Here is a 22,099-nt window from a genome sequence, read left to right as displayed (position 1 = left end):
GCGAACCGCAGACCGTTCGGTGTGTCAAGGCGCTCGGCACTTGGACGGCGCGTCGGTCCCGAATGTTCCATCCCAGCGTCCGCAACGAAAGATCTTGCCGAGCGCACCCGGCTCGGTCCTACTAGGGTTGTGTGTTCTACCCATACCGGGACTATCACGAGGGGCTCGCCGTGGGCATCAAGGTTGCACTCGAACACCGCACCAGCTACAAGTTCGACCGCACTGTCAAGATCTTTCCGCACGAGATTCGTCTGCGGCCGGCACCGCATTCGCGCACACCCATCGAGGCGTACTCGCTGAAGATCGAACCAGCGGAGCACTTCGTCAATTGGCAGCAGGACGTGTTCGGCAATTTCCTCGCTCGAGTTGTGTTTCCCGAGCGAACCGACCATCTGTCGATCACCGTCGGGCTCGTCGCCGATATGGCGTCGATCAACCCCCTCGACTTCTTCGTCGAGGAATGGGCCGAGCACTACGGATTCGCCTACGAAGAGCACGATCTTCCCGACCTCGAGCCTTACCTGCGTCCGGTGGACGAGGACAAGGCAGGCTCGGGTCCTGGCCCGGTGGTTTCGGCCTGGGTCGAAAAGCTGCAGGCCGCGGTCGTCGAACGCGGAGAGTCGTTGCGCACCATCGATTTTCTCGTGATGGCGAACCAGGCTGTGATGGGTGACGTCGGATACTCCGTCCGGATGGAGCCCGGTGTGCAGACACCCGACCTGACCCTGACGTCCGCTGTCGGATCCTGTCGCGATTCCGCGTGGTTGCTGGTCTCTGTGCTGCGCCAGATGGGGCTCGCCGCGCGCTTCGTCTCCGGCTACCTCGTTCAGTTGTCCTCGGACGTCAAGTCTCTGGACGGTCCGTCCGGACCGGTCGAGGACTTCACCGATCTGCACGCATGGACCGAGGTGTATCTCCCCGGCGCGGGTTGGGTAGGGATGGATCCGACCTCCGGACTGTTCGCCGGCGAAGGCCACATTCCGCTGTCCGCAACGCCACATCCGTCGACCGCCGCCGCCATCTCCGGCGCGACCAGCAAGTGCAAGGCAGAACTCGATTTCTCGAACACTGTCGTCCGTGTGCACGAGGACCCACGCACGACGTTGCCCTACACAGCCGATCAGTGGGAGTCGATCAAGGCCACCGCCGAGAAGATCGACGAGCGGATGCAGGGTCAGGACATTCGCTTGACAGTCGGCGGAGAGCCGACGTTCGTCGCCATCGAGAATCAAGAAGCGCCCGAGTGGAACACCACTGCCGACGGCCCACACAAGCGAAAGTTGGCCAGTGTTCTGGCCGAGCGGCTTCGGACGATCTACGCACCGGACGGTCTGGTGCAGCGAAGTCAGGGCAAGTGGTACCCGGGCGAGCCCTTGCCGCGGTGGCAGGTGGGGATGTTCTGGCGCACCGACGGTCAGGCCCTGTGGCACGATTCCGATCTGATCGCCGATCCCTGGCTGGCGGACGATCTGCGGCCGGAGCCCGTTGACCACTCCGCATCGCAACGACTGATCGACGAGCTGGTCCAGGGCTTGGGTCTGCCCGCCTCGCAGGCGCGTCCGGCCTACGAGGACCCGCTGGTCAAGCTGTTGGATCTGGTGCGTCAGCCGTACGGTGACCCACCGGCCGACGACGATGATCTCGAGCCGGGAGCCGATTCGGCAGATGCCAGAAAGCGCTTGCTCGAGCGGCTCGATGGGAGCACCGACGAGCCGGCGGCGTTCGTGCTGCCGATCTCTCGCACCGAGGACGGCTCCGGTTGGGAGAGCTCGGACTGGAAGCTTCGACGTGGCCGAATCGTGTTGCTGGAAGGCGATTCCCCAGCCGGGCTCCGATTGCCCTTACGCGCGATCTCCTGGGATGGTGGGCCGGTAGAGAACCCGGCCGACCCCACCGCGCCCATGCCGAATCTGCCTACGCCGCAGTTGACCCAGCAGCCGCCGCGTGCGGTGAACCCGGCCGAGTCACGCTATGCGAAATTGGTGAACGAGGCATCCGGGGTCGGCGGCACCGCTGTCACTGCGCTGGTCGCCGAAGTCCGCGACGGCGTCCTCCACGTCTTCATGCCCCCGATGGATCGGTTGGACGATTTCGTCGACCTCATCTCTCGCGTCGAGCAGGCGGCCTCGCTCATCGACACCCCGGTCGTCATCGAGGGCTACGGACCGCCGTCGGATCCACGTATCCAAACCTTGACCGTCACCCCGGATCCCGGCGTGATCGAGGTCAACGTTCAGCCGACCTCATCGTGGGCCGAGCAGAACGACCTGATGGAGCGTCTCTACCTCGAGGCCCGCAAATCCCGGTTGAGCACCGAGGGATTCGACAACGACGGCACCACTCGCGGAACCGGAGGTGGAAATCACATCACGCTCGGTGGCGTGACGCCGATCGATTCACCGGTGCTGCGCAGACCCGACCTGCTGGTGTCGCTGCTGACGCACTGGCAGCGTCATCCATCGCTCTCGTACCTGTTCTCGGGTCGATTCATCGGAACCACGTCGCAGGCACCCCGCGCCGACGAGGGTCGCGAAGAATCGCTCTACGAACTCGAGGTGGCGTTCAGCGAGATCAAGCGGCTGACCGATGCCGATCGATCGGCATCGCCCTGGGTCGTGGATCGGGCACTGCGGCACTTGCTCACCGACATCACCGGCAACACCCACCGCGCCGAGTTCTGCATCGACAAGCTCTACAGCCCTGACTCCACTCGCGGCCGATTGGGACTGCTCGAGTTGCGCGGATTCGAGATGCCGCCGCATCACCAGATGGCGATGGTGCAGTCGTTGCTCGTGCGATCGATGGTCTCGCGGTTCTGGGACACTCCTCTCGAGGCACCTCTGATCCGGCACGGCGCCAACCTGCACGGTCGGTACATGCTGCCGCACTTCGTCATCAACGACATCGGCCGTGTCGTCGAAGACCTCCGCGAGCACGGGATCGACTTCGACACCAGTTGGCTCGACCCGTTCACCGAGTTCAGATTCCCCAGGATCGGGACAACCGTTGTCGGAGATGCCGAGATCGAACTGCGAGGTGCGATCGAGCCCTGGAACACTCTCGGTGAGGAATCGACGTCCTCGGGTACCGCGCGCTACGTGGACTCCTCGGTCGAGCGGATCCAGGTTCAGGTCGCCGGAGCCGACGCGGGTCGCTATTTGTTGACGTGCAACGGAGTACCGGTGCCTCTGCTGCGCACCGATCGTCAGGACGTTCAGGTCGCCGGAGTGCGCTACCGCGCGTGGCAGCCGCCGAGCGCACTGCACCCGACGATCGAGGTGCAGAGTCCTTTACGTTTCGACCTCGTGGAGATGCAAACCGGGCGCGCGGTGGGTGGCTGCTCGTACCACGTGGTGCATCCGGGCGGACGCTCGTACGACGGTCCTCCCGTCAACTCGGTCGAAGCCGAAGCGCGCCGCAACGGCCGCTTCGAGGAGGGTGGGTTCACCTCCGGGAAGGTGGACATAGCAAGATTGCTCGAGATGCACGCTCGACAGGCAATCGATGTGACCGCTCCGGGCATGCTGGATCTGCGCCGGACGGGAGTTCATACGCCCTGACGCGTGTGCCTGCACAGAAGAACGAGTCGACCGGTAACGATCACGGTCCGGCGCGCAATGGGCGATCTCGGTGACGGACGGGCTGTAGCTACGGCCCGTCGTCACCGCCCGGCGACGGACGGTAATCGACCGACGGAAGGAACAGCGGCTCGATGGCACCCGTGGATACTGCCCAGAATGAGGCCGGCTGGAACGACGCCGACGCCGACGGCGTCGAAGCCGATGCCGTGTCACCGTGGCTCGAATATCACGGTCGCCGCGAGGCCTTGACCGGACGGCTGAATCTGTTCGACGAGATGCTCGGCGTCGACGACGAGGTCCGCCCGCACTGGGCCGAGTTGGTCGACGGAATGCGTGAGGCAGGCCCTGGGGCCATGCGTACCCTGCAGTCTCGGGTCAGCCGGCTGGTCGACGATCACGGGATCACCTACAACCCCATTCCAGCCGGCGGCGGCGAGACCATTCCGAGTGCTGTCCGGTGGGGTTTGGACAGCGTCCCTCTGGTGGTAGCGGCCGACGAGTGGGATCGGTTGGAAGCCGGCCTGGTTCAGCGTTCGACGTTGCTCGATGCGGTACTGACCGACATATACGGTGCGCAGGAGACCATTCGGCGAGGCCTGATTCCCCCGGAGCTGATCTTCGGTAGCCCTGGTTATCTGCGGACCGTTCACGCAATCACGGTTCCCGGGCCGCATCAATTGTTCATGCATGCCGCCGACGTCGCTCGTGGGTCCGACGGCCAATTTCGCGTCGTAGCGGACCGGACCCAGGCACCGTCCGGGGTGGGGTACGCGCTGGCGGATCGGCGCGTCATGTCGCGGGCGATCCCAGAGTTGTTCCAGGCGAGCAATCCCAGGCCACTGTCGACCTTCGCTCGTGCTGTGCGGCTGGCTCTCCGCGATGTTGCGCCCGCATCGGCAGAGGATCCGGTAGTCGTGGTGTTGACCCCGGGTTCGCATTCCGAGACTGCGTTCGATCAGGCGTATCTCGCCACTGTTCTCGGCTTTCCGCTCGTCGAAAATGCCGATCTCGTGGTTCGGGACGGCTGTCTGTGGATGCGCTCGCTCGGCATGTTGCGGCGGGTGGATGTGGTGCTGCGTCGAGTCGACGCCGAGTTCGTGGATCCACTCGATCTACGCCCCGATTCGCACTTGGGCATCGTGGGTCTGGTCGAGGTGTTGCGGCGCGGTGCGGTCAGCGTGGTCAACACCCTCGGCAGTGGTGTGCTCGAGAACCCAGCCCTGGTGCCGCTGCTGCCGGCGTTGAGCCGGGCGCTGTTGGACGAGGATCTGATGCTCGGTTCGGTGCAAACCTACTGGGGTGGCCATTCGAGTGCGCTCTCGCACATGAAATCCCGACTGCGCTCGCTGGTACTGCGCTCGACGACGTCACGTCGGACGATCGTGGGGCACGATCTCACGGACCTTGCAGCTCGCGAATTGTGGGATCGGATCGAGGCCGAGCCGTGGAAGTGGACCGGCCAAGAGGTGCCGGAATTCTCGCTGGCTCCGGTCGGTTCGTCGTGGGGCGGATCGGGGCAGCAGCTTCCCGTTGCCCCCGCGCAGGTCGGGATGCGCCTGTTCACGGTGGCGCAGCGGATCGGCTACACACCGATGCGCGGCGGCCTGGGGCAAGTGGTGATCACGGCTCCGGTCACCGAACCACTGATGACCGTGGCCTCGAAGGACGTGTGGGTCAAGTCTGTCGAACGAGTCACTCCTGCCGATTCTGCTCCGCACACCCCGCCTGCCACGGTGGAAGAGTTGCCGCAGTACGCCGCGTCGAATGTCGAGGTGGTCAGCTCGCCGCGTGTGCTGGGAGATCTGTTCTGGTTCGGCCGCTACACCGAGCGTGCCGAGGACATGACCCGTCTGCTCATCGCCGCGCGCGAGCGCGATCAGGACTACCGCTCGATGCCATGGCTCGACGGCAGCGACAGTCTGCCGATCCTGCTCGAAGCCGTCACCAAAGTGTCGGGCACGCAGCCCGGTTTCTTCGACGAGAACATTCGCGCCGACGCGATCGTGGAAATGCGGTCGCTGATGCTCTCGCCCGACCGTCTCGGTTCGTTGGCGCAGTCGGTCGATCGAATGCAGCAGGCGGCACGTGCGGTACGCGACCAGCTCTCGAACGACACCTGGGTGGTGCTCAACCGAATCGACACCGCGCTCGAAGAGTTGGCCGACACCGCCGTCAACAACGGAGCACAGCTGTCTTCGTCCCAGTCGAGTGTGCTTCGAGGCCTGCTCTCCCTGTCCGGTCTGGCGTCGGAGTCGATGGTTCGAGATGCCGGCTGGTACCTCATGGATGCGGGCAAGAGGATCGAGCGTGGGCTGCAACTGACAGCATTGCTGTCGGCAACCCTCAGCCATGCACTCACGCCGTCCACAGAGCAAGCAGTCATCGATTCGGTGTTGTCGGCAGCCGAGTCCTCGGTGATCTATCGCCGACGCAACAGCGGCCGGGCAAGGCCGGCCGCCGTTGCACAACTGTTGTTGTTCGACGAGGGAAATCCGCGAGCATTGGTCTACCAGCTCGATCGCCTCAGAGACGATCTCGGTTCGTTGCCGGACGCGTCGGGTACCTCACGCCCCGAGCAACTCGTCGAGCAGATGCGGGTGCGGTTGCGGCGCGTCGACCCGGGTGAGCTCGAATCGGTCGACGCGGACGGTCGTCGCGTGGAGCTGATCGAGTTGGTCGACGGAATCCACGACTCGCTCGAGGAGTTGTCCCGGGTGGTCCTCGCGACGCACATGTCGTTGCCGGGCGGCACCCAGCCGCTGTGGGGCAGCTCGAACACCGGAAGCGGGGTGCGGTGATGAGCCGTCGGTACCGAATCAAGCACATCACCACCTACACCTACTCCGATCGCGTGACTTCCTCGTACGGACGCGGTTTTCTTGCGCCGCGCGACATGGACGGCCAGCACTGTGTGGAGAAGTCGGTCACGGTGGAGCCGCCGCCCACGGATCAGTCCTTCGGGGTGGACGTCTACGGCAACGAGGACGTGTATTTCCATGTGTCCTACGACCACGAGACGTTGGTGGTCACGGCCGATTCACTGGTCGAGGTCTATCCGCGGCCGGTGGACGAGACCACGTCGTGGCCCGCTACCGCAGCCTGGGAATCTGCTCGGATGGCCCCGTTCGGGAGCACGGTCAACGCAGGCTCTGCCGGCGAAGCATCGGGGTTGGGCGCGAATGTGCCGTCCGATCCCGCTCGCGCGTCCGCAGTGGAATTCGCGCTGGATCTTCCTACTCCGGAGATCACCGACGAGGTTCGTGCGTACGCGTCACCGAGCTTCTGGCCCGGTCGTCCACTCGCCGATGTGATCGTCGACCTGACGCATCGAATATTCACGGATTTCCGATATCTTTCCGGTTCGACGACTGTCTCGACCACCGTGGTAGACGTACTCGCTGCACGGTCGGGTGTCTGTCAGGATTTCGCGCGACTGGCCATCGCCTGTCTGCGGTCGCAGGGACTCGCCGCGCGGTACGTATCGGGGTATCTGGCGACCGAACCTCCGCCTGGCAAGGAACGGATGATCGGAGTCGACGCCACCCATGCGTGGGCCGCTGTGTGGATGCCCAACGATCGATGGCTCGCATTCGATCCGACCAACGATCAACTCGTCGACGAGAGGTACGCGACCGTGGCATGGGGGCGGGACTACGTCGACGTGCCTCCGCTACGCGGGGTGATCTACACCGAGGCCGAGAAGAGCACGATCGCAGTGTCGGTCGACGTTGCACCGCAGTAGCGAACCCTGCATAATTCGATGGTTCGGGGGTAACCGACCATCTGGTCGAATCTGGGGGTGTGGCGTGTGAAAATCCGCAAAACGGACAAACGTGTCCCATTCGTAGTCGTCGACACAGCACAGCAGAACGCAGCGAACGGGTAGCTTGGATATCGATGACCGCAACACTGGCAGACCCTGTATCAGAGGTAGTAGCAGCAGCTCAGCGACTGCTCACCAAACGCACCGGAGCTTCGGTGACGTTGATCGACCCGGTCGATCTGGGGGGTAGTGGCCAGGCGATCGTGTTACGAGTCAGGGTCTCGGAGAACCCCTTCCAGCTACCCCGCACGTTGGTGCTCAAGCAGGTGCGTGATGTGCCGGGCCAATCCGAGCTGCATGCCGACCTCGCCGACAGCACGGGCTCGACTGCATTTCTGCGCGAGGCGGCGTCGTATCAATTCGCCAATGCGCTTGCCACCGACAGCAGGCCTGGCCCGGAATTGCACGCCTACGATCTGGACGCTCGGCTGCTCGTACTCAGCGACCTCGGTGACGCCAGTCCGATCACCACGCTGTTGCGGAATTCGGACGCATCCGCGGTGACCAACTCGTTGATGGCCATGGCTCAGGCGCTGGGTCGAATGCATGCTGCAACCGTCGGCCGAGAGGACGATTTTGCCGCCCTGCTGCGCCGCGTCGGACAGCCGGACTCCACCGACGGAATCTCGGCGCAGATTCCCGACGCCCTCGCCCAGGTCCCCGGCCTGCTCACCGACTTCCTGGGCGTCGGTTCGACCCCGGATGCACTTCTCGATCGCGTGTCGCGAAGCGGGCGACTGTTTGCGCACGGCACTTTCCGCGCATTCAGCCCGTCCGATCTGTGCCCCGACAACATCATCGTCAACGACGAAGGCGTCCGTTTTCTCGATTACGAGTGGGGCGGATTCCGAGATGCCACTCTCGACATCACCTACGCCCTGGCGTCGTTCCCCGGGTGCCTGTGCAGTTTCGAGCTCTCGTACGACCGCGAGCAAGCGATGATCGACGCCTGGCGTGCGGAGGTCGTGGGCATCTGGCCGGCGTTGGCCGACGACACCGTCATGGCAGCCAAGATCCTCGATGCGCGACTGATCTGGGTATGGCTGAGCACGTATTGGTTCCTACCCGACGACCACACACGAATCGCGGCAGCCCGGGCGCACCACCTGTCGGTTCCGCGGTCGCAGGCATTGATATCGCGCTGGGCGGTGCTGGCCGACAGTGCGGAGCGGACAGGCGAGACCGGCATCGCCGAATACGCCGCGTCGGTCGTGACCGCACTGCGAGCGAAGTGGGAACGGTAGCGACGACGTCGTTCGCGTTGGGGGAAGCTCTGTCGGTAGCGTTCGACCGGTGAGCGGCGGCATGGGAAGTGACATCTCGGGCAGTGACATCTCGAGCAGCGACATCTCGAGCAGCGACATCTCGAGCAGCGACGAGTCCGGCGACGGACTCTTCGACACACCCGCACCGCCCGAGACGACGATCGCCGAATCGCGCCCCACCCCGACGTACACCAGGCCCGACGCGCCGCTGGCGGTGAGAATGCGGCCGACGACCCTCGACGAGGTGGTCGGGCAATCTCATCTACTGGCTCCCGGTGCGCCGCTGCGTCGGCTCGTCGAGGGATCGGGCGCGTCGTCGGTGATGCTCTACGGCCCTCCTGGCACGGGTAAGACGACTCTCGCATCGTTGATCTCCGGGGCGACCGGAAGAAAGTTCGAGGCGCTGTCGGCGTTGTCGGCCGGTGTCAAGGAAGTGCGCAACGTCATAGAACTTGCTCGACGCAGGTTGCTGTCGGGTGAGCAGACGGTGCTGTTCATCGACGAGGTGCACCGCTTTTCCAAGACGCAGCAGGATGCGCTGCTTGCGGCCGTCGAGAATCGAATCGTGTTGCTGGTGGCTGCCACGACGGAGAATCCGTCGTTCTCGGTCGTGTCGCCGCTGCTGTCGCGGTCACTGGTGTTGCAGTTGCAGCCGCTGGGGTCCGAGGACATCGAACTGTTGTTGAGCCGCGCCGCCAACGACCCTCGTGGTCTCGATGGTGCAGTGACCATCGACGAGGACGCGATGGACCACCTCGTTCGGCTTGCGGCCGGTGATGCGCGCCGAGCACTGACGGCACTCGAAGCGGCGGCAGGCGCGGCGACCGACGGTGTGGTCGATCTGGCGACCGTCGAGGCCAGCGTCGACAAGGCCGCGGTGCGCTACGACCGCGACGGCGATCAGCACTACGACGTCATCAGTGCGTTCATCAAATCGATCCGAGGCTCCGACGTCGATGCCGCGCTGCACTATCTGGCGCGGATGATCACTGCCGGCGAGGACCCGCGGTTCATCGCTCGACGGCTCGTGGTGCACGCCAGCGAAGACATCGGAATGGCCGATCCCACAGCGCTGCAAACGGCGACGGCCGCAGCGAACGCCGTGCAGATGATCGGAATGCCCGAAGCACGGCTGGCTTTGGCACAGGCGACGATCCACCTGGCCACCGCGCCGAAATCAGGCGCGGTGATCGCTGCCCTCGGTGCTGCGATGGCCGACGTTGCCGCGGGCAAGTCGGGATCGGTTCCGCCACATCTACGCGACGGGCACTACAAGGGAGCTCAGGGACTGGGAAACGCTGTCGGATATCGGTACCCGCACAGCAGTCCGGGCGGCGTGCTGGGCCAGCAATATCCGCCGGACGAACTGGTGGGCGTGAACTATTACGAGCCCACCGAGCACGGCGCCGAGCGAGAAATAGCGACCAGGGTGGGCAAACTGCGTCGAATCATCCGCGGCCGATAGGCCCTCGAGTCGGTGCGGGGTCCGACGACGCTAACCTGTATTCGTGCAGACCCATGAGATCCGCAGGCGTTTCCTCGACCATTTCGTGAAGGTAGGACACACCGAAGTACCCAGTGCGTCGTTGATTCTCGACGACCCGAACCTGCTGTTCGTCAATGCAGGCATGGTTCCCTTCGTGCCGTTCTTCCTCGGTCAGCAGACGCCGCCGTACAACACCGCGACGAGCGTTCAGAAGTGCGTCCGCACCCTCGACATCGAGAACGTCGGCATCACCACCCGGCACAACACCTTCTTTCAGATGGCCGGCAACTTCTCGTTCGGTGACTACTTCAAGCGCGATGCCATTCGATACGCCTGGACGCTCCTGACCAACAGTGTCGAGGACGGTGGGTACGGATTCGACCCCGAGCGCATCTGGGCCACCGCGTATCTCGACGACGACGAGGCGATCGAACTCTGGAAGGAGATCGCCGGTCTGCCCGACGAACGCATTCAACGGCGCGGAATGGCCGACAACTACTGGTCCATGGGCATCCCGGGCCCCTGCGGACCGTGCTCGGAGATCTACTACGACCGTGGACCCGAGTTCGGTGTCGACGGAGGTCCCGAGGCCGACGAGGATCGGTACATCGAGATCTGGAATCTCGTGTTCATGCAGAACGAGCGCGGCAAGGGAATCAGCAAGGACGACTTCGAGATTCTCGGGCCGCTGCCCAAGCGGAACATCGACACCGGCATGGGCGTCGAGCGCGTCGCCTTCCTGTTGCAGGGCGTGGACAACGTCTACGAGACCGACCTCGTTCGCCCGGTGATCGCCAAGGCCGAGGAACTCTCCTCCCGCGCCTACGGAGCCGATCACGACGACGACGTGCGCTTCCGTGTGATCGCCGATCATGCGCGTACCGCTGCTCTGCTCATCTCCGATGGAGTCAACCCCGGCAACGACGGGCGCGGCTATGTTCTTCGCCGGTTGCTGCGCCGCATCGTGCGATCGGCACGGCTGCTCGGAGCACCGGACGAAACGATGGCGCAGTTCATCACCGTCGTGCGCGACACCATGGCGGAGTCCTACCCGAACCTGGTCACCGACTTCGACCGCATTCTGACGGTTGCGGTGGGGGAGGAGACAGCCTTCCTCAAGACCCTCACCTCGGGTTCGCGCCTGTTCGAGGGCGCAGCGGACGCCGTGAAGGCGTCGGGAGCGAAGAAGATCGGCGGTGCCGAGGCATTCGCGCTGCACGACACCTACGGCTTCCCGATCGATCTGACGCTCGAGATGGCCGCCGAAGCGGGGCTGTCGGTGGACGAGGATGGCTTCCGGTCACTGATGGCCGAGCAGCGCAACCGGGCCAAAGACGACGCCCGCGCCCGCAAACACGCACACGCCGACCTCACGGTCTACAAGGATTTCGTCGACGGCTCGCCGACCGAGTTCACCGGGTTCGACGAACTCGGTTCCGAGGCAACAGTATTGGCACTGATCTCCAACGGCGTTCGGGTTCCGACGGCGGTTGCGGGAGACACCGTGGAGATCATTCTGGATCGCAGCCCGCTGTACGCCGAATCCGGTGGCCAGATCGCAGATATCGGCACGATCACCGCTCCCGGCCTCGGCGTGAAGGTCAACGACGTGCAGAAGATCGCCAAGAAGCTCTGGACGCACAAGTCGGTGGTCGAGACGGGTCAGATCACCGAGGGCGACACCGTCCACGTCGACGTCGACCACGCATGGCGCAAGGGTGCGACTCAGGGGCACTCCGGTACCCACATGGTGCACGCCGCACTGCGGCAGGTCCTCGGGCCCAACGCGACTCAGGCCGGTTCGCTGAACAAGCCCGGCTACCTGCGTTTCGACTTCTCCTGGCAGGGCGCACTCTCGGAAGCACAGCGTGACGACATCGAGAACGTGGCCAACGACGCCGTCGGCTCGGACTTTGCGGTCAACACCCTGGTCACCGATCTCGACAGCGCCAAGAAAATGGGTGCGATGGCCCTGTTCGGTGAGAACTACGGCGACGAGGTGCGCGTGGTCGAGATCGGCGGTCCGTTCTCGATGGAACTGTGTGGTGGCACCCACGTGCAGCATTCGTCGCAGATCGGCCCGGTCACCATTCTCGGTGAATCGTCGGTCGGCTCCGGGGTGCGCCGCGTGGAGGCGTTCGTCGGCCTCGACTCGTACCGCTATCTCGCCAAGGAACGCGCGCTGCTGGCAGGCATCGCATCCTCGCTCAAGGTGCCCTCCGAGGAGGTGCCCGCACGCATCGAGAACTTGGTCGAGCGTCTGCGCGTCGCGGAGAAAGAACTCGACGCGGTCAAGGCAGCCGCAGTGCTGGCCTCGGCGGGTGAGTTCGTCGGAAAAGCGGAGCGATTCGGCGACGTGCGGGCAGTGGTTGCGCAAGCTCCGGACGGTGTCGGCGGGAACGATCTGCGCACGCTGGTGACCGATGTTCGTGGACGCCTCGGTGCGGATCCGGCTGTGGTGGTGCTCTTCGGCACGGTCGGCGGCAAAGTTCCGTTCGTCGTCTCGACCAACAAGGCCGCCCAGGACGCAGGCGTCGCTGCCGGCGACCTCGTGGCGGCGTTCGGTCCGAGTATCGGTGGCCGCGGTGGCGGTAAACCCGAACTTGCTCAGGGGTCGGGTTCGGACATCGCCGGAATCGCCGCCGGCATCGACGCAGCCCGGGCTCGGCTGGCCGACCTCACCACCCGCTGACCAGCGTGATGAACCAGGAGCGTGGGCCCGATAGGCCCGGCGACGACGACCCGGGCCGAGGTCGTCGTATCGGTATAGATGTCGGCAGCGTCCGCATCGGAATCGCCTCGAGCGATCCCGACGGTGTACTGGCCACGCCGGTCGAGACCGTGCCGCGATCGAAGCTCAAGGGTCCGGCGGCCCCGGACGTGATGCGGGTAGCGGAGATCGTGGCGGAATACGACGCCGTCGAAATCGTGATCGGACTGCCTCGCACACTTCGCGGAGAACGAGGCAGTGCCGTCGATGCAGCCGAAAGATTCGGCCGTTCCCTGCACAGAGCGGTGGGTGACGTACCGATTCGAATGGCCGACGAGCGACTGACTACCGTTAGCGCGTCGCGTGCCTTACGGGACAGTGGTGTACGGGCCAAGAATCAACGATCGGTGATCGATCAGGCCGCGGCGGTGGCCATCCTGCAGGGCTGGCTCGACGAGCGTCGCGCAGTGTCGGATCGCACCGTGGCGAATTCGGGGTCGCAGACCAATTCAGGATCGACGGAGGTCGACGAGTGAACAACCATGGGTCCTCCGATCGGGACCGGCAGCAGGCGCGCTCGGACGAGGCGCACACCGATCCGATCGGGTATCGCGTGGACGAGGGCAGCGATTTCGACCGCCGAATGCAAGGACGAACGCACCCACCGCAGCAGCACGATCCGCATCCGACACCCGAACGCAACGCGGGTCCCGATCCCGAGCGCGGCGCAGTTCCGCAGGAGGTCGGCCGCAGCCGCGCCGCGAGCCGACAGAACCGAGCAGCGTCCAGCCGTAAACGTCGCGGGAGGATGGTGGCTCTGGTGCTGGGGCTGGTGCTGATCGTCGCAGTGGCAGGCGGAGGGTATTTCGCAGTGAACAAATTGACCAATCGGACGACACCGAACGCAGACTTCGCCGCCGGCTCGTCCGGCGACGGCGTAGTGATCCAGGTGCACCCCAACGACACCGCGCAACAAATCGGCACCGAGGCGGAAGAAAAGGGTGTCGTCGCCAGCTCGGGAGCCTTTCTGGAAGCCGCAATACTGAACAGCGCCATCACGTCGGTCCAGCCCGGGTTCTACCTGCTCTCCAGCAATGTGCCTGCGTCGCGAGCAGTGAGCGAACTCGTCGATCCCGCATCCAGGGTTGGCAACATGGTGATCTCGGAGGGACGTCAGCTGCACGATGCGCGCGACGTGAACACCGATGCCGTCAAGAAAGGCATCTACACCCTGATCTCCGAGGCCAGCTGCGTTGATCGAAGCGGCACTGGCACGCCTGTATGCGTGAGCTACGACGATCTCAATGCGGCGGGAGCGGTGGACGACCCAGCAGCATTGGGCGTTCCCGACTGGGCCACCGATCGGGTCGAGGGGGTCCCGGATCGCGATCGCCAACTCGAAGGTCTGATTGCCGCGGGGACGTGGGATTTCGATCCCAGTGCCGCCCCCGCCGACATTTTGCGACAGCTGGTGTCCGAGAGTGCCACCCGCTACGAGGACACCGGAATCCTCACCGCGGGATCCACTTCCGGGCTGTCGTCGTACGACACGCTCGTCGCTGCCTCTCTCGTCGAGCGTGAATCCCTGCCGCAGGATTTCAGCAAGGTGGCTCGGGTGATACTCAACCGTCTCGCAGTGCCGCAGAAGCTCGAGTTCGACTCGACCGTCAACTACTCGCTCGACACGACCGAGGTGGCCACCACCGACGCCGACCGGGCCCGAGTGACGCCGTGGAACACCTACGCCAGCGAGGGGCTGCCGGCAACCCCGATCTCCTCGCCGAGCATCGAGGCCGTGGAGGCGGTCGAGGCGCCGGCCGACGGCGACTGGTTGTACTTCGTGACCATCAACCAGGCGGGTGAAACATTGTTCACCCGCAGCTACGACGAACACCTGGCGAACATCGGGAAGGTCGAACCCGGTTTTCTCGACAGCGGACGCTGAGGTGCGCGCCGCCGTACTGGGTAGCCCTGTCGGACACTCGAAATCACCGCTGCTGCACCGCGCTGCGTACCGTGCCCTGGGGCTCGCCGACTGGACCTACGACCGCATCGAGTGCACCGCTGAGCAGCTACCCGGCATGCTCGACGGCTTCGGTCCCGAATGGGTCGGAGTGTCGGTCACGATGCCGGGGAAAGTCGTAGCTCTGGCCTACGCCGACGAGCGAACCGAACGGGCAGTGCTGGCCGGCTCGGCGAACACGCTCGTGCGCACCGCGTCGGGTTGGCGTGCCGACTGCACCGACGTCGACGGCATCGTGGGCGCTCTGCGCGGCGTGGGCGTGGTGGATCTGTCGGGTAGCACCGTGACGGTGGTCGGCGCAGGGGGCACCTCGCGGCCGGCGGTCGTTGCATTGGCGGGCCTCGGCGCTGCCGCTGTCACCGTCGTCGCGCGCTCTGCGGACCGCGCCGCCGACACACTCGCCTGCGCTGACGCTGCCGGCCTGCGCGTGGAGTTCGCGCACATGAGCGATCCCCGGCTCCCCACGATCGCAGGTGCGTCGGCTGTCCTGGTCAGCACTGTGCCCGCAGTCGGAGCCGCCGACATTGCGCCGGCCCTCGCTCACGCGCCGGTGGTGCTCGACGCCATCTACGATCCATGGCCTACGCCGCTGGCGTCCGCGGTGGAGGCAGCTGGGGGCATTGTCGTCAGTGGCCTGTCGATGCTGCTCGAGCAGGCATACGGGCAAGTCGAGCAGTTCACCGGCAAGCCCGCCCCCCGAGCCGTCATGCGTGCGGCACTGACCGACGTTCGGTGAGCACCACCGTCCGGTAGTCCGCCGGCCGTGAGTCGTTCACAGGCCGGGAGTTGTCCACAGGGCAATGTTCGGCCTGGGCCTTCGCCACGGACCGGCACTGTGAGGGTGCGACCCTTCGTCGATGCTGAGTCTGTGTGTAGCGGTCCTGGTCGGCGGCGTTGCGGGGCTGGTGATGCGTGGTGCGCTGGTCGAATGGAGCCCTCGGTGGCTGCCGCTGCTGTCCGCGGTCGGTACCGGATGGGTGTGGTGGCGGTTCGGCGGTTCCGAGTACGCGGTTCCGTTGTGCGCGGCGACGTGGTGGTTCGCGGCCCTCAGTGCGGTCGATCTAGGTCGGCACCGGTTGCCGAACGGGCTGACGATTCCGGGTGCGCTGGTGGTGACGGTGGCGCTGGCGTGGACGGGGTGTGCGGATTCCTTGCTCGGTGGAGCATTGCTGTTCGTGATGTATCTCGTGGTGCACCTTCTCGCGCCGGCTGCGTTCGGCGCTGGAGACGTGAAGCTCGCCTGGTCGGTGGGATCGATCGCGTCTCTCGGCGGTGGGGAGGGGTGGGCGATCGCGGCATTGTCGGCGCCGCTGGCCACTGCCGTGGTGGGGTCGGTCGCCGCGGCTTTCGGGCACGGCCGAGCGCGTATCGCGCACGGACCGTCCATGTGCGCGGCGACCCTGCTGGCATCTGCAGCTTGCCTGACGTGAAAAGATGATCGTGTGCTGCGCTGGATAACTGCTGGAGAATCCCACGGACCCGCTCTCGTCGCCATCCTCGAAGGAATGGTCGCGGGAGTAGAGGTGACCTCCGACGATATTGCCTCTCAACTGGCCCGTCGTCGCCTCGGATACGGCCGCGGGGCCCGAATGAAGTTCGAGGCGGACCGCGTCACCCTCACAGGCGGTGTGCGGCACGGACGAACCATGGGCGGGCCCGTCGCGATCGAGGTCGGCAATACCGAATGGCCCAAGTGGGAGCAGGTGATGTCGGCCGATCCGGTCGACGATGCCGTGCTCGCCGACCTGGCGCGGAACTCTCCGTTGACTCGGCCGCGCCCAGGGCACGCCGACTTCTCCGGGATGCTCAAGTACGGCTTCGACGATGCGCGCCCGGTGCTCGAGCGAGCGAGCGCCCGCGAGACCGCAGCCCGGGTTGCCATCGGAACGGTCGCTCGGCTCTTCCTCAAACAGGCGTTCGGCGTCGATGTCGTGTCTCACGTGATTTCCATCGGCGCATCCGATCCCTACGTGGGGCCGCCGCCTGCGGGCGTCGACCTCGACGCGATCGACGCCTCCCCGGTGCGGGCATTCGACAAGGCCGCCGAAGAGTCGATGATCGCCGAGATCGAAGCTGCGAAGAAGGACGGAGACACCCTCGGCGGAGTAGTCGAGGTCGTCGTGCACGGCCTGCCTGTCGGCCTCGGGTCGTTCGTCTCCGGTGAGCGCAAACTCGACGCCAGGCTGGCCGCCGCACTGATGGGGATCCAGGCGATCAAGGGTGTCGAGGTCGGTGACGGTTTCGAGACCGCACGTCGACGCGGCAGCGTCGCCCATGACGAGATCAAGCCGGGGCCCGACGGTGTGCTGCGCTCGACCAACCGCGCAGGCGGTATCGAGGGTGGCATGACCAACGGTGAAGCGTTGCGGGTGCGGGCAGCGATGAAGCCCATCTCGACGGTGCCGCGCGCGTTGGCAACGGTCGACATGACGACCGGTGACGAGGCGGTGGCCATTCACCAGCGCTCGGACGTCTGCGCTGTTCCGGCTGCCGGTGTCGTGGCCGAGACGATGGTGGCCCTGGTTGTCGCACAGGCAGCGCTGGAGAAGTTCGGTGGGGATTCGCTGGCGGAGACGACGAGCAACGTCGACCACTATGTGAAGGGCACCGCCGCCCGACCTCCACGATGAGCCCGTACGCGGTCCTGGTAGGACCGCCGGGAGCCGGGAAGTCGACCATCGGTCGACGGCTCGCGCAGGCTTTGAATCTGGATCTGTTCGATACCGATGTGGCCATCGAGCGAGACACCGGCCGCACGATCGCCGATATCTTCGCCCATGACGGCGAGCCTGCTTTTCGGCAGATCGAGGAGCGAATAGTAGCCGGGGCGTTGGCTTCGCACCACGGCATCGTCTCTCTCGGCGGTGGCGCGGTGTTGTCGGCGGCAACCCGTTCTCTGCTGTCGGAGCATACGGTTGTGTACCTGGAAATCAGTGTGGCAGAGGGACTCCGGCGAACGGGTGCCAACACGGTTCGGCCGCTGCTGGCAGGTCCGGATCCCCGAGCGAAGTATCAGGAGCTGATGCGTCATCGCCGGCCCCTGTACCGCTCGGTGGCCACCGTGCGGGTACGGACGGACAGCCGTAGCCCCGCTCGGGTGGTGGGCCAAGTGGTCGCCAAGCTGGCTGCGATAGCACCTGTGCCCGCCCTCGACGTGAACGACGAAACCCCCAGTAGATGAAGGTGATTCGATGACAGAGCCAGTGCGCGTCCAGGTCGAGACGGCCAATCCGTACCCGGTGATCATCGGCCGAGGCCTGTTGACGGACCTCGTCGACGAGCTGGCCGATACGTCCACGGTGGCGATCTTCCATCAGCCACCGTTGGCAGAGACCGCCGAGGCTGTGCGAGCGGCACTGGCGGACAAGGGAATCGACGCCCACCGCATCGAGATTCCGGATGCCGAGGACGGCAAGGACCTCGCGGTGGCGGGGTTCTGCTGGGAGGTCCTGGGTCGAATCGGTCTCACCCGTAGCGATGCCATCGTCAGCCTGGGTGGGGGAGCGGCGACGGACTTGGCCGGATTCGTGGCGGCGACGTGGATGCGCGGGGTCCGTATCGTGCACGTCCCGACGACGCTTCTCGCGATGGTCGATGCCGCGGTCGGCGGCAAAACGGGCATCAACACCGACGCGGGCAAGAACCTCGTCGGGTCTTTTCACGAACCGGCTGCCGTGTTGATCGATCTGGCCACCCTCGAGACCGTGCCGAAGAACGAGATCGTCTCCGGGCTCGCCGAGGTGATCAAGACCGGTTTCATCTCCGATCCGGCGATTCTGGACATCATCGAGGCCGATCCCGCCGCCGCGCTCGACCCGACCGGTGACGTTCTACCGGAGTTGATTCGGCGCTCGGTCGAGGTCAAGGCGAAGGTGGTAGCAGCGGATCTGCGCGAGTCGAACCTGCGCGAAATTCTCAATTACGGTCACACTCTCGCCCACGCCATCGAGCGACGCGAGCAGTACCGCTGGCGTCACGGTGCCGCGGTCTCGGTCGGTCTCGTGTTCGCCGCCGAGCTCGGACGCCTGGCCGGTCGTTTGGACGACGCCACCGCTGATCGGCACCGCTCGATTCTCGAATCGGTCGGCTTACCGGTCACCTACGACGAGCACGCGTTCGGAGACCTGCTCAAGGGCATGCAGAAGGACAAGAAGAACCGCGCGGGTCTGCTGCGGTTCGTGGTTCTGGACGGTCTGGCCAAACCCGGACGGCTCGAAGGTCCGGATCCGGCCCTGCTGGTTGCCGCGTTCTCTGCGGTCGGTCGCGAGGCCCCTGCTGCAGGCGGATCAGCCATCCTGTTGTGAGCTTCGCTTCCGGCTCGGGCTGACCTGGCTCGGGCTGATACGAAAATGGGCGGTGAGCGACGCGTTGTGCGTCGGTCACCGCCCATATGTCCGTTCGGGGGAGTCAGGAACCGTCGGCGCTGTCATGGCGGTTGCCACGCTTGTCCAGCCGGGGCTTTCCGTCGGCGTCGACTGCCGAGAACACCTCGGTGTCGGCTTCGTCGTGCTCGGCGGCCCACTGCGGCTGGGCCTCGGCGGTCCGACCGTCTCGGCTCGACTCGGTGCGCTCCGCGTTTCCTGCATTGACCAATTGGCGGTCGTGTGCACGCTCCGCGTCGGAAGTGGCCAGCTTCTTCTTGGCCTCGCGGTTGACGATGAATCGACCCACGAACACTGCCACGCTCGAGGCGATGAAGATGGTGAGGACGGTGAACGCGGCGGCGGAGGTGAGCTCGAAAATCAGGCCGTTCTGGCCCAGGCTGAAGTCGACGATGAGGTCGGCGATCCAGCTGAGGACCCCGCTGAGAAGTCCAGCGACCACTGCAGCTTTGAGCCAGACCATGGTCAGGTCCGTACCGTCGTCGGGGTCCGGATGTTTGCGTCGGTCGCGAACGCCGTCGATGCCGGCCCACACGACGACGACCAGCAGCACCAGGGCGTATCCCACCCAGCGCAGCGCCGATCCGCTCAACGGCCACATCGACACTGCTGCCCCCAGCAGCAGCCGAACGGCGAAGAAGAACAATCCCATACCTATGCCACGCACTGCCCACCCAGTCATGCGGCACAGCCTATCTGCACGTCGTCGTTTGTGTGTCAGGGCCCACAAATATCGCATGCGCACGGCGGAGCCGAAGCTGCCCCGAGCGAGCAGTAATGTCGAAGACATGCCTGCCGATTTCGGTGCCCGTCGCGGTGCCCTACGAGAACTGTTGGCCGCCGATGGCCTCGATTCGATGCTGATCACCGATCTGCTCAACGTCCGATATCTGACCGGCTTCACCGGCTCGAATGCTGCGTTGCTTGTCACGTCCGCCGATTCGGTAGGAAACGAGGATCGAACGGTGATCTGTACCGACGGTCGGTACGTCACCCAGGTGGCGGAACAGGTACCGGATCTGCGTGCCGAGATCGACCGGGCATCGGCGGTGCATCTTCTTCGTGCGGGCGCGTCGGGCCGCGGTGGACGAGTGGGTTTCGAGAGTCACGTCGTCACCGTCGATGCGCATCGAGTGTGGGCCGAGCTCGACGGCGGCGTCGAGTTGGTGCGTGCGCCGGGTGTCGTGGAGTCGTTGCGGATGGTCAAGGACGAGTTCGAGGTCGGGCTGCTCAGGGACGCCTGCCGCGCCGCCGACGATGCCTTGGCGCAGTTGGTGAGCGGCGGTGGGATCCGCGCGGGCCGAACCGAGCGCGAGGTGGCCCGCGAGCTGGAGTCCTCGATGCTCGATCACGGCGGCGATGCGATCTCGTTCGAGACCATCGTCGCGGCCGGACCCAACTCCGCAATTCCGCATCATCGTCCTACGGACGCGGTGTTGGCGGACGGCGACTTCGTGAAGCTCGATTTCGGTGCGCTCGTCGGCGGCTATCACTCGGACATGACCCGGACGTTCGTCATCGGTACGCCGGCGCAGTGGCAGCGCGATCTCTACGAGTTGGTGCAGCGGTCTCAGACGGCGGGTCGAGAGGCGCTCGCACCGGGAGTGAACACAGCTGCAGTCGATGCGGCATCGCGCTCGGTGATCGAGGATGCCGGCTACGGGGAGTACTTCCTGCACGGGCTCGGTCACGGTGTGGGCCTGGAAATCCACGAAGCGCCGGGAATCGCGAAAACGAGCACCGGTACACTGCTGAGCGGTGCAGCGGTCACCGTCGAGCCGGGTGTCTACTTCTCCGGTCGCGGCGGCGTTCGGATCGAGGACACACTCGTCGTTCGCGACGGGGGTCCGGAACTGCTCACCCTGACAAGCAAGGAACTCACGTCCGTCTAGCGCGCGGCCGGGAGCGAATCTAAGCACGTGACCGACGGCGCGTCACGCGCACAAACGATTGAGGAGACGCGAAGCAAGTGGCTTCCACCAGCGATTTCAAGAACGGACTGGTTCTCAACCTGGAGAACCAGCTGTGGTCGATCATCGAATTTCAGCACGTCAAGCCCGGTAAAGGGCCCGCATTCGTGCGGACCAAGCTCAAGAACGTTCTCTCGGGCAAGGTGGTCGACAAGACGTTCAATGCCGGTGTGAAGGTGGAGACCGCGACGGTCGACCGTCGCGACATGACGTACCTCTACCACGACGGTAGCGACTACGTGTTCATGGACGCCGACACCTACGACCAGCTCCCGATCGGCGAGGCCACCGTCGGCGACGGTGCGCGCTTCCTGCTGGAAAACCTGCGGGTGCAGGTCGCCATGCACGAGGGTGTCCCGCTGTACGTCGAGCTCCCCGTCACCGTCGAGCTCGAGGTCAAGCACACCGACCCCGGTCTGCAGGGCGACCGATCCACCGGCGGCACCAAGCCGGCGACCCTCGAGACGGGAGCCGAGATCTCGGTACCGCTGTTCATCAACACCGGTGACAAGCTCAAAGTCGACTCGCGTGACGGCAACTACCTCGGGCGTGTGAACTCCTAACGTGTCATCGAAGAAGTCGACATCCTCCGGATCGCAGAGCGGTGCCCCCGGTGCGAAGAAGTTGGGAGCGCGCCACAAGGCACGTAAGCGTGCGGTGGACTTTCTGTTCGAGGCGGAGGCGCGCAACGTCGATCCGGTGAACTTGACCACCGAGCGCATCGAGCTCGCGCGAGCCGACGACACCATCGCTCCGGTCAGCGAATACACCTCGACGTTGGTCGAGGGTGTCGCCGAGAACTTGGATCGACTCGACGGAGTGATCGCCGATCATCTCAAGGACTGGACGCTCACTCGTC

The 22,099-nt window shown here is 65.1% G+C and carries 17 protein-coding genes; 16 read left to right on the top strand and 1 reads right to left on the bottom strand.

What is annotated here, in order from left to right; genetic code table 11:
• Positions 1-170 precede the first annotated feature (170 nt).
• From RHODMAR_RS16700 to aroB, 13 genes are all read left to right on the top strand, one after another.
• On the top strand, positions 171-3,560 hold the full coding sequence (locus tag RHODMAR_RS16700; RefSeq protein WP_042939619.1) for a transglutaminase family protein: 3,390 nt from the start codon (positions 171-173) through the stop codon (positions 3,558-3,560).
• Between the two features lie 152 nt (positions 3,561-3,712).
• Positions 3,713-6,379, top strand: a complete 2,667-nt coding sequence (locus RHODMAR_RS16695; RefSeq protein ID WP_008716632.1) for a circularly permuted type 2 ATP-grasp protein — start codon at positions 3,713-3,715, stop codon at positions 6,377-6,379.
• Positions 6,379-7,323 (top strand): transglutaminase family protein, encoded by a 945-nt coding sequence (locus tag RHODMAR_RS16690; protein WP_008716630.1) that lies wholly within the window; start codon positions 6,379-6,381, stop codon positions 7,321-7,323. The genes RHODMAR_RS16695 and RHODMAR_RS16690 overlap by 1 nt, the downstream gene beginning before the upstream one ends.
• A 155-nt stretch (positions 7,324-7,478) precedes the next feature.
• A complete protein-coding gene (locus tag RHODMAR_RS16685; RefSeq protein ID WP_008716628.1) occupies positions 7,479-8,648 on the top strand; it encodes a phosphotransferase in 1,170 nt (389 codons plus the stop codon).
• A 61-nt stretch (positions 8,649-8,709) separates the two neighbouring features.
• Complete coding sequence (locus tag RHODMAR_RS16680) at positions 8,710-10,134, top strand: replication-associated recombination protein A (protein WP_081606024.1); 1,425 nt, start codon at positions 8,710-8,712, stop codon at positions 10,132-10,134.
• 43 nt (positions 10,135-10,177) lie between these two features.
• Positions 10,178-12,847: an alanine--tRNA ligase gene (gene alaS / locus RHODMAR_RS16675; protein WP_008716626.1), complete on the top strand. Its 2,670-nt coding sequence runs from the start codon at positions 10,178-10,180 to the stop codon at positions 12,845-12,847.
• 8 nt (positions 12,848-12,855) lie between these two features.
• The gene (gene ruvX, locus RHODMAR_RS16670) at positions 12,856-13,401 is read left to right on the top strand and encodes a Holliday junction resolvase RuvX (RefSeq protein ID WP_042939607.1); all 546 of its coding nucleotides are present in this window, start codon (positions 12,856-12,858) and stop codon (positions 13,399-13,401) included.
• Positions 13,398-14,810, top strand: a complete 1,413-nt coding sequence (locus RHODMAR_RS16665) for an endolytic transglycosylase MltG (protein WP_008716624.1) — start codon at positions 13,398-13,400, stop codon at positions 14,808-14,810. Before ruvX ends, RHODMAR_RS16665 begins: the two co-directional genes overlap by 4 nt.
• A 1-nt stretch (position 14,811) precedes the next feature.
• Positions 14,812-15,624, top strand: coding sequence for a shikimate dehydrogenase (locus tag RHODMAR_RS16660; protein WP_008716622.1), 813 nt, complete (start codon positions 14,812-14,814; stop codon positions 15,622-15,624).
• Between the two features lie 121 nt (positions 15,625-15,745).
• Entirely contained in the window at positions 15,746-16,318 is a 573-nt protein-coding gene (locus RHODMAR_RS16655; protein ID WP_008716620.1) for a prepilin peptidase, read from the top strand.
• 12 nt (positions 16,319-16,330) lie between these two features.
• Positions 16,331-17,518 (top strand): chorismate synthase, encoded by a 1,188-nt coding sequence (gene aroC, locus RHODMAR_RS16650; RefSeq protein ID WP_008716617.1) that lies wholly within the window; start codon positions 16,331-16,333, stop codon positions 17,516-17,518.
• Positions 17,515-18,069, top strand: coding sequence for a shikimate kinase (locus RHODMAR_RS16645; RefSeq protein WP_008716615.1), 555 nt, complete (start codon positions 17,515-17,517; stop codon positions 18,067-18,069). Before aroC ends, RHODMAR_RS16645 begins: the two co-directional genes overlap by 4 nt.
• 10 nt (positions 18,070-18,079) lie before the next feature.
• The gene (gene aroB, locus RHODMAR_RS16640) at positions 18,080-19,192 is read left to right on the top strand and encodes a 3-dehydroquinate synthase (RefSeq protein WP_008716614.1); all 1,113 of its coding nucleotides are present in this window, start codon (positions 18,080-18,082) and stop codon (positions 19,190-19,192) included.
• A gap of 103 nt (positions 19,193-19,295) precedes the next feature.
• Here aroB and RHODMAR_RS16635 read toward each other — a convergent pair whose 3' ends face one another.
• Positions 19,296-19,952: a B-4DMT family transporter gene (locus RHODMAR_RS16635; protein ID WP_008716612.1), complete on the bottom strand. Its 657-nt coding sequence runs from the start codon at positions 19,950-19,952 to the stop codon at positions 19,296-19,298.
• Between the two features lie 55 nt (positions 19,953-20,007).
• Between RHODMAR_RS16635 and RHODMAR_RS16630 the strand changes: the two genes are divergently transcribed.
• The 3 genes from RHODMAR_RS16630 to RHODMAR_RS16620 form a co-directional block, all read left to right on the top strand.
• A complete protein-coding gene (locus RHODMAR_RS16630) occupies positions 20,008-21,162 on the top strand; it encodes a M24 family metallopeptidase (protein WP_198289467.1) in 1,155 nt (384 codons plus the stop codon).
• Positions 21,163-21,239: 77 nt separating this feature from the next.
• Positions 21,240-21,803, top strand: a complete 564-nt coding sequence (gene efp / locus RHODMAR_RS16625) for an elongation factor P (RefSeq protein ID WP_008716608.1) — start codon at positions 21,240-21,242, stop codon at positions 21,801-21,803.
• Position 21,804: 1 nt separating this feature from the next.
• The coding region (locus RHODMAR_RS16620) for a transcription antitermination factor NusB (protein ID WP_042939605.1) at positions 21,805-22,099 on the top strand (295 nt) is incomplete at its 3' end.

This window comes from Rhodococcus sp. AW25M09, from assembly GCF_000333955.1.
Lineage (GTDB): Bacteria > Actinomycetota > Actinomycetes > Mycobacteriales > Mycobacteriaceae > Rhodococcoides.
This window is presented reverse-complemented; position numbering and strand designations above follow the sequence as displayed.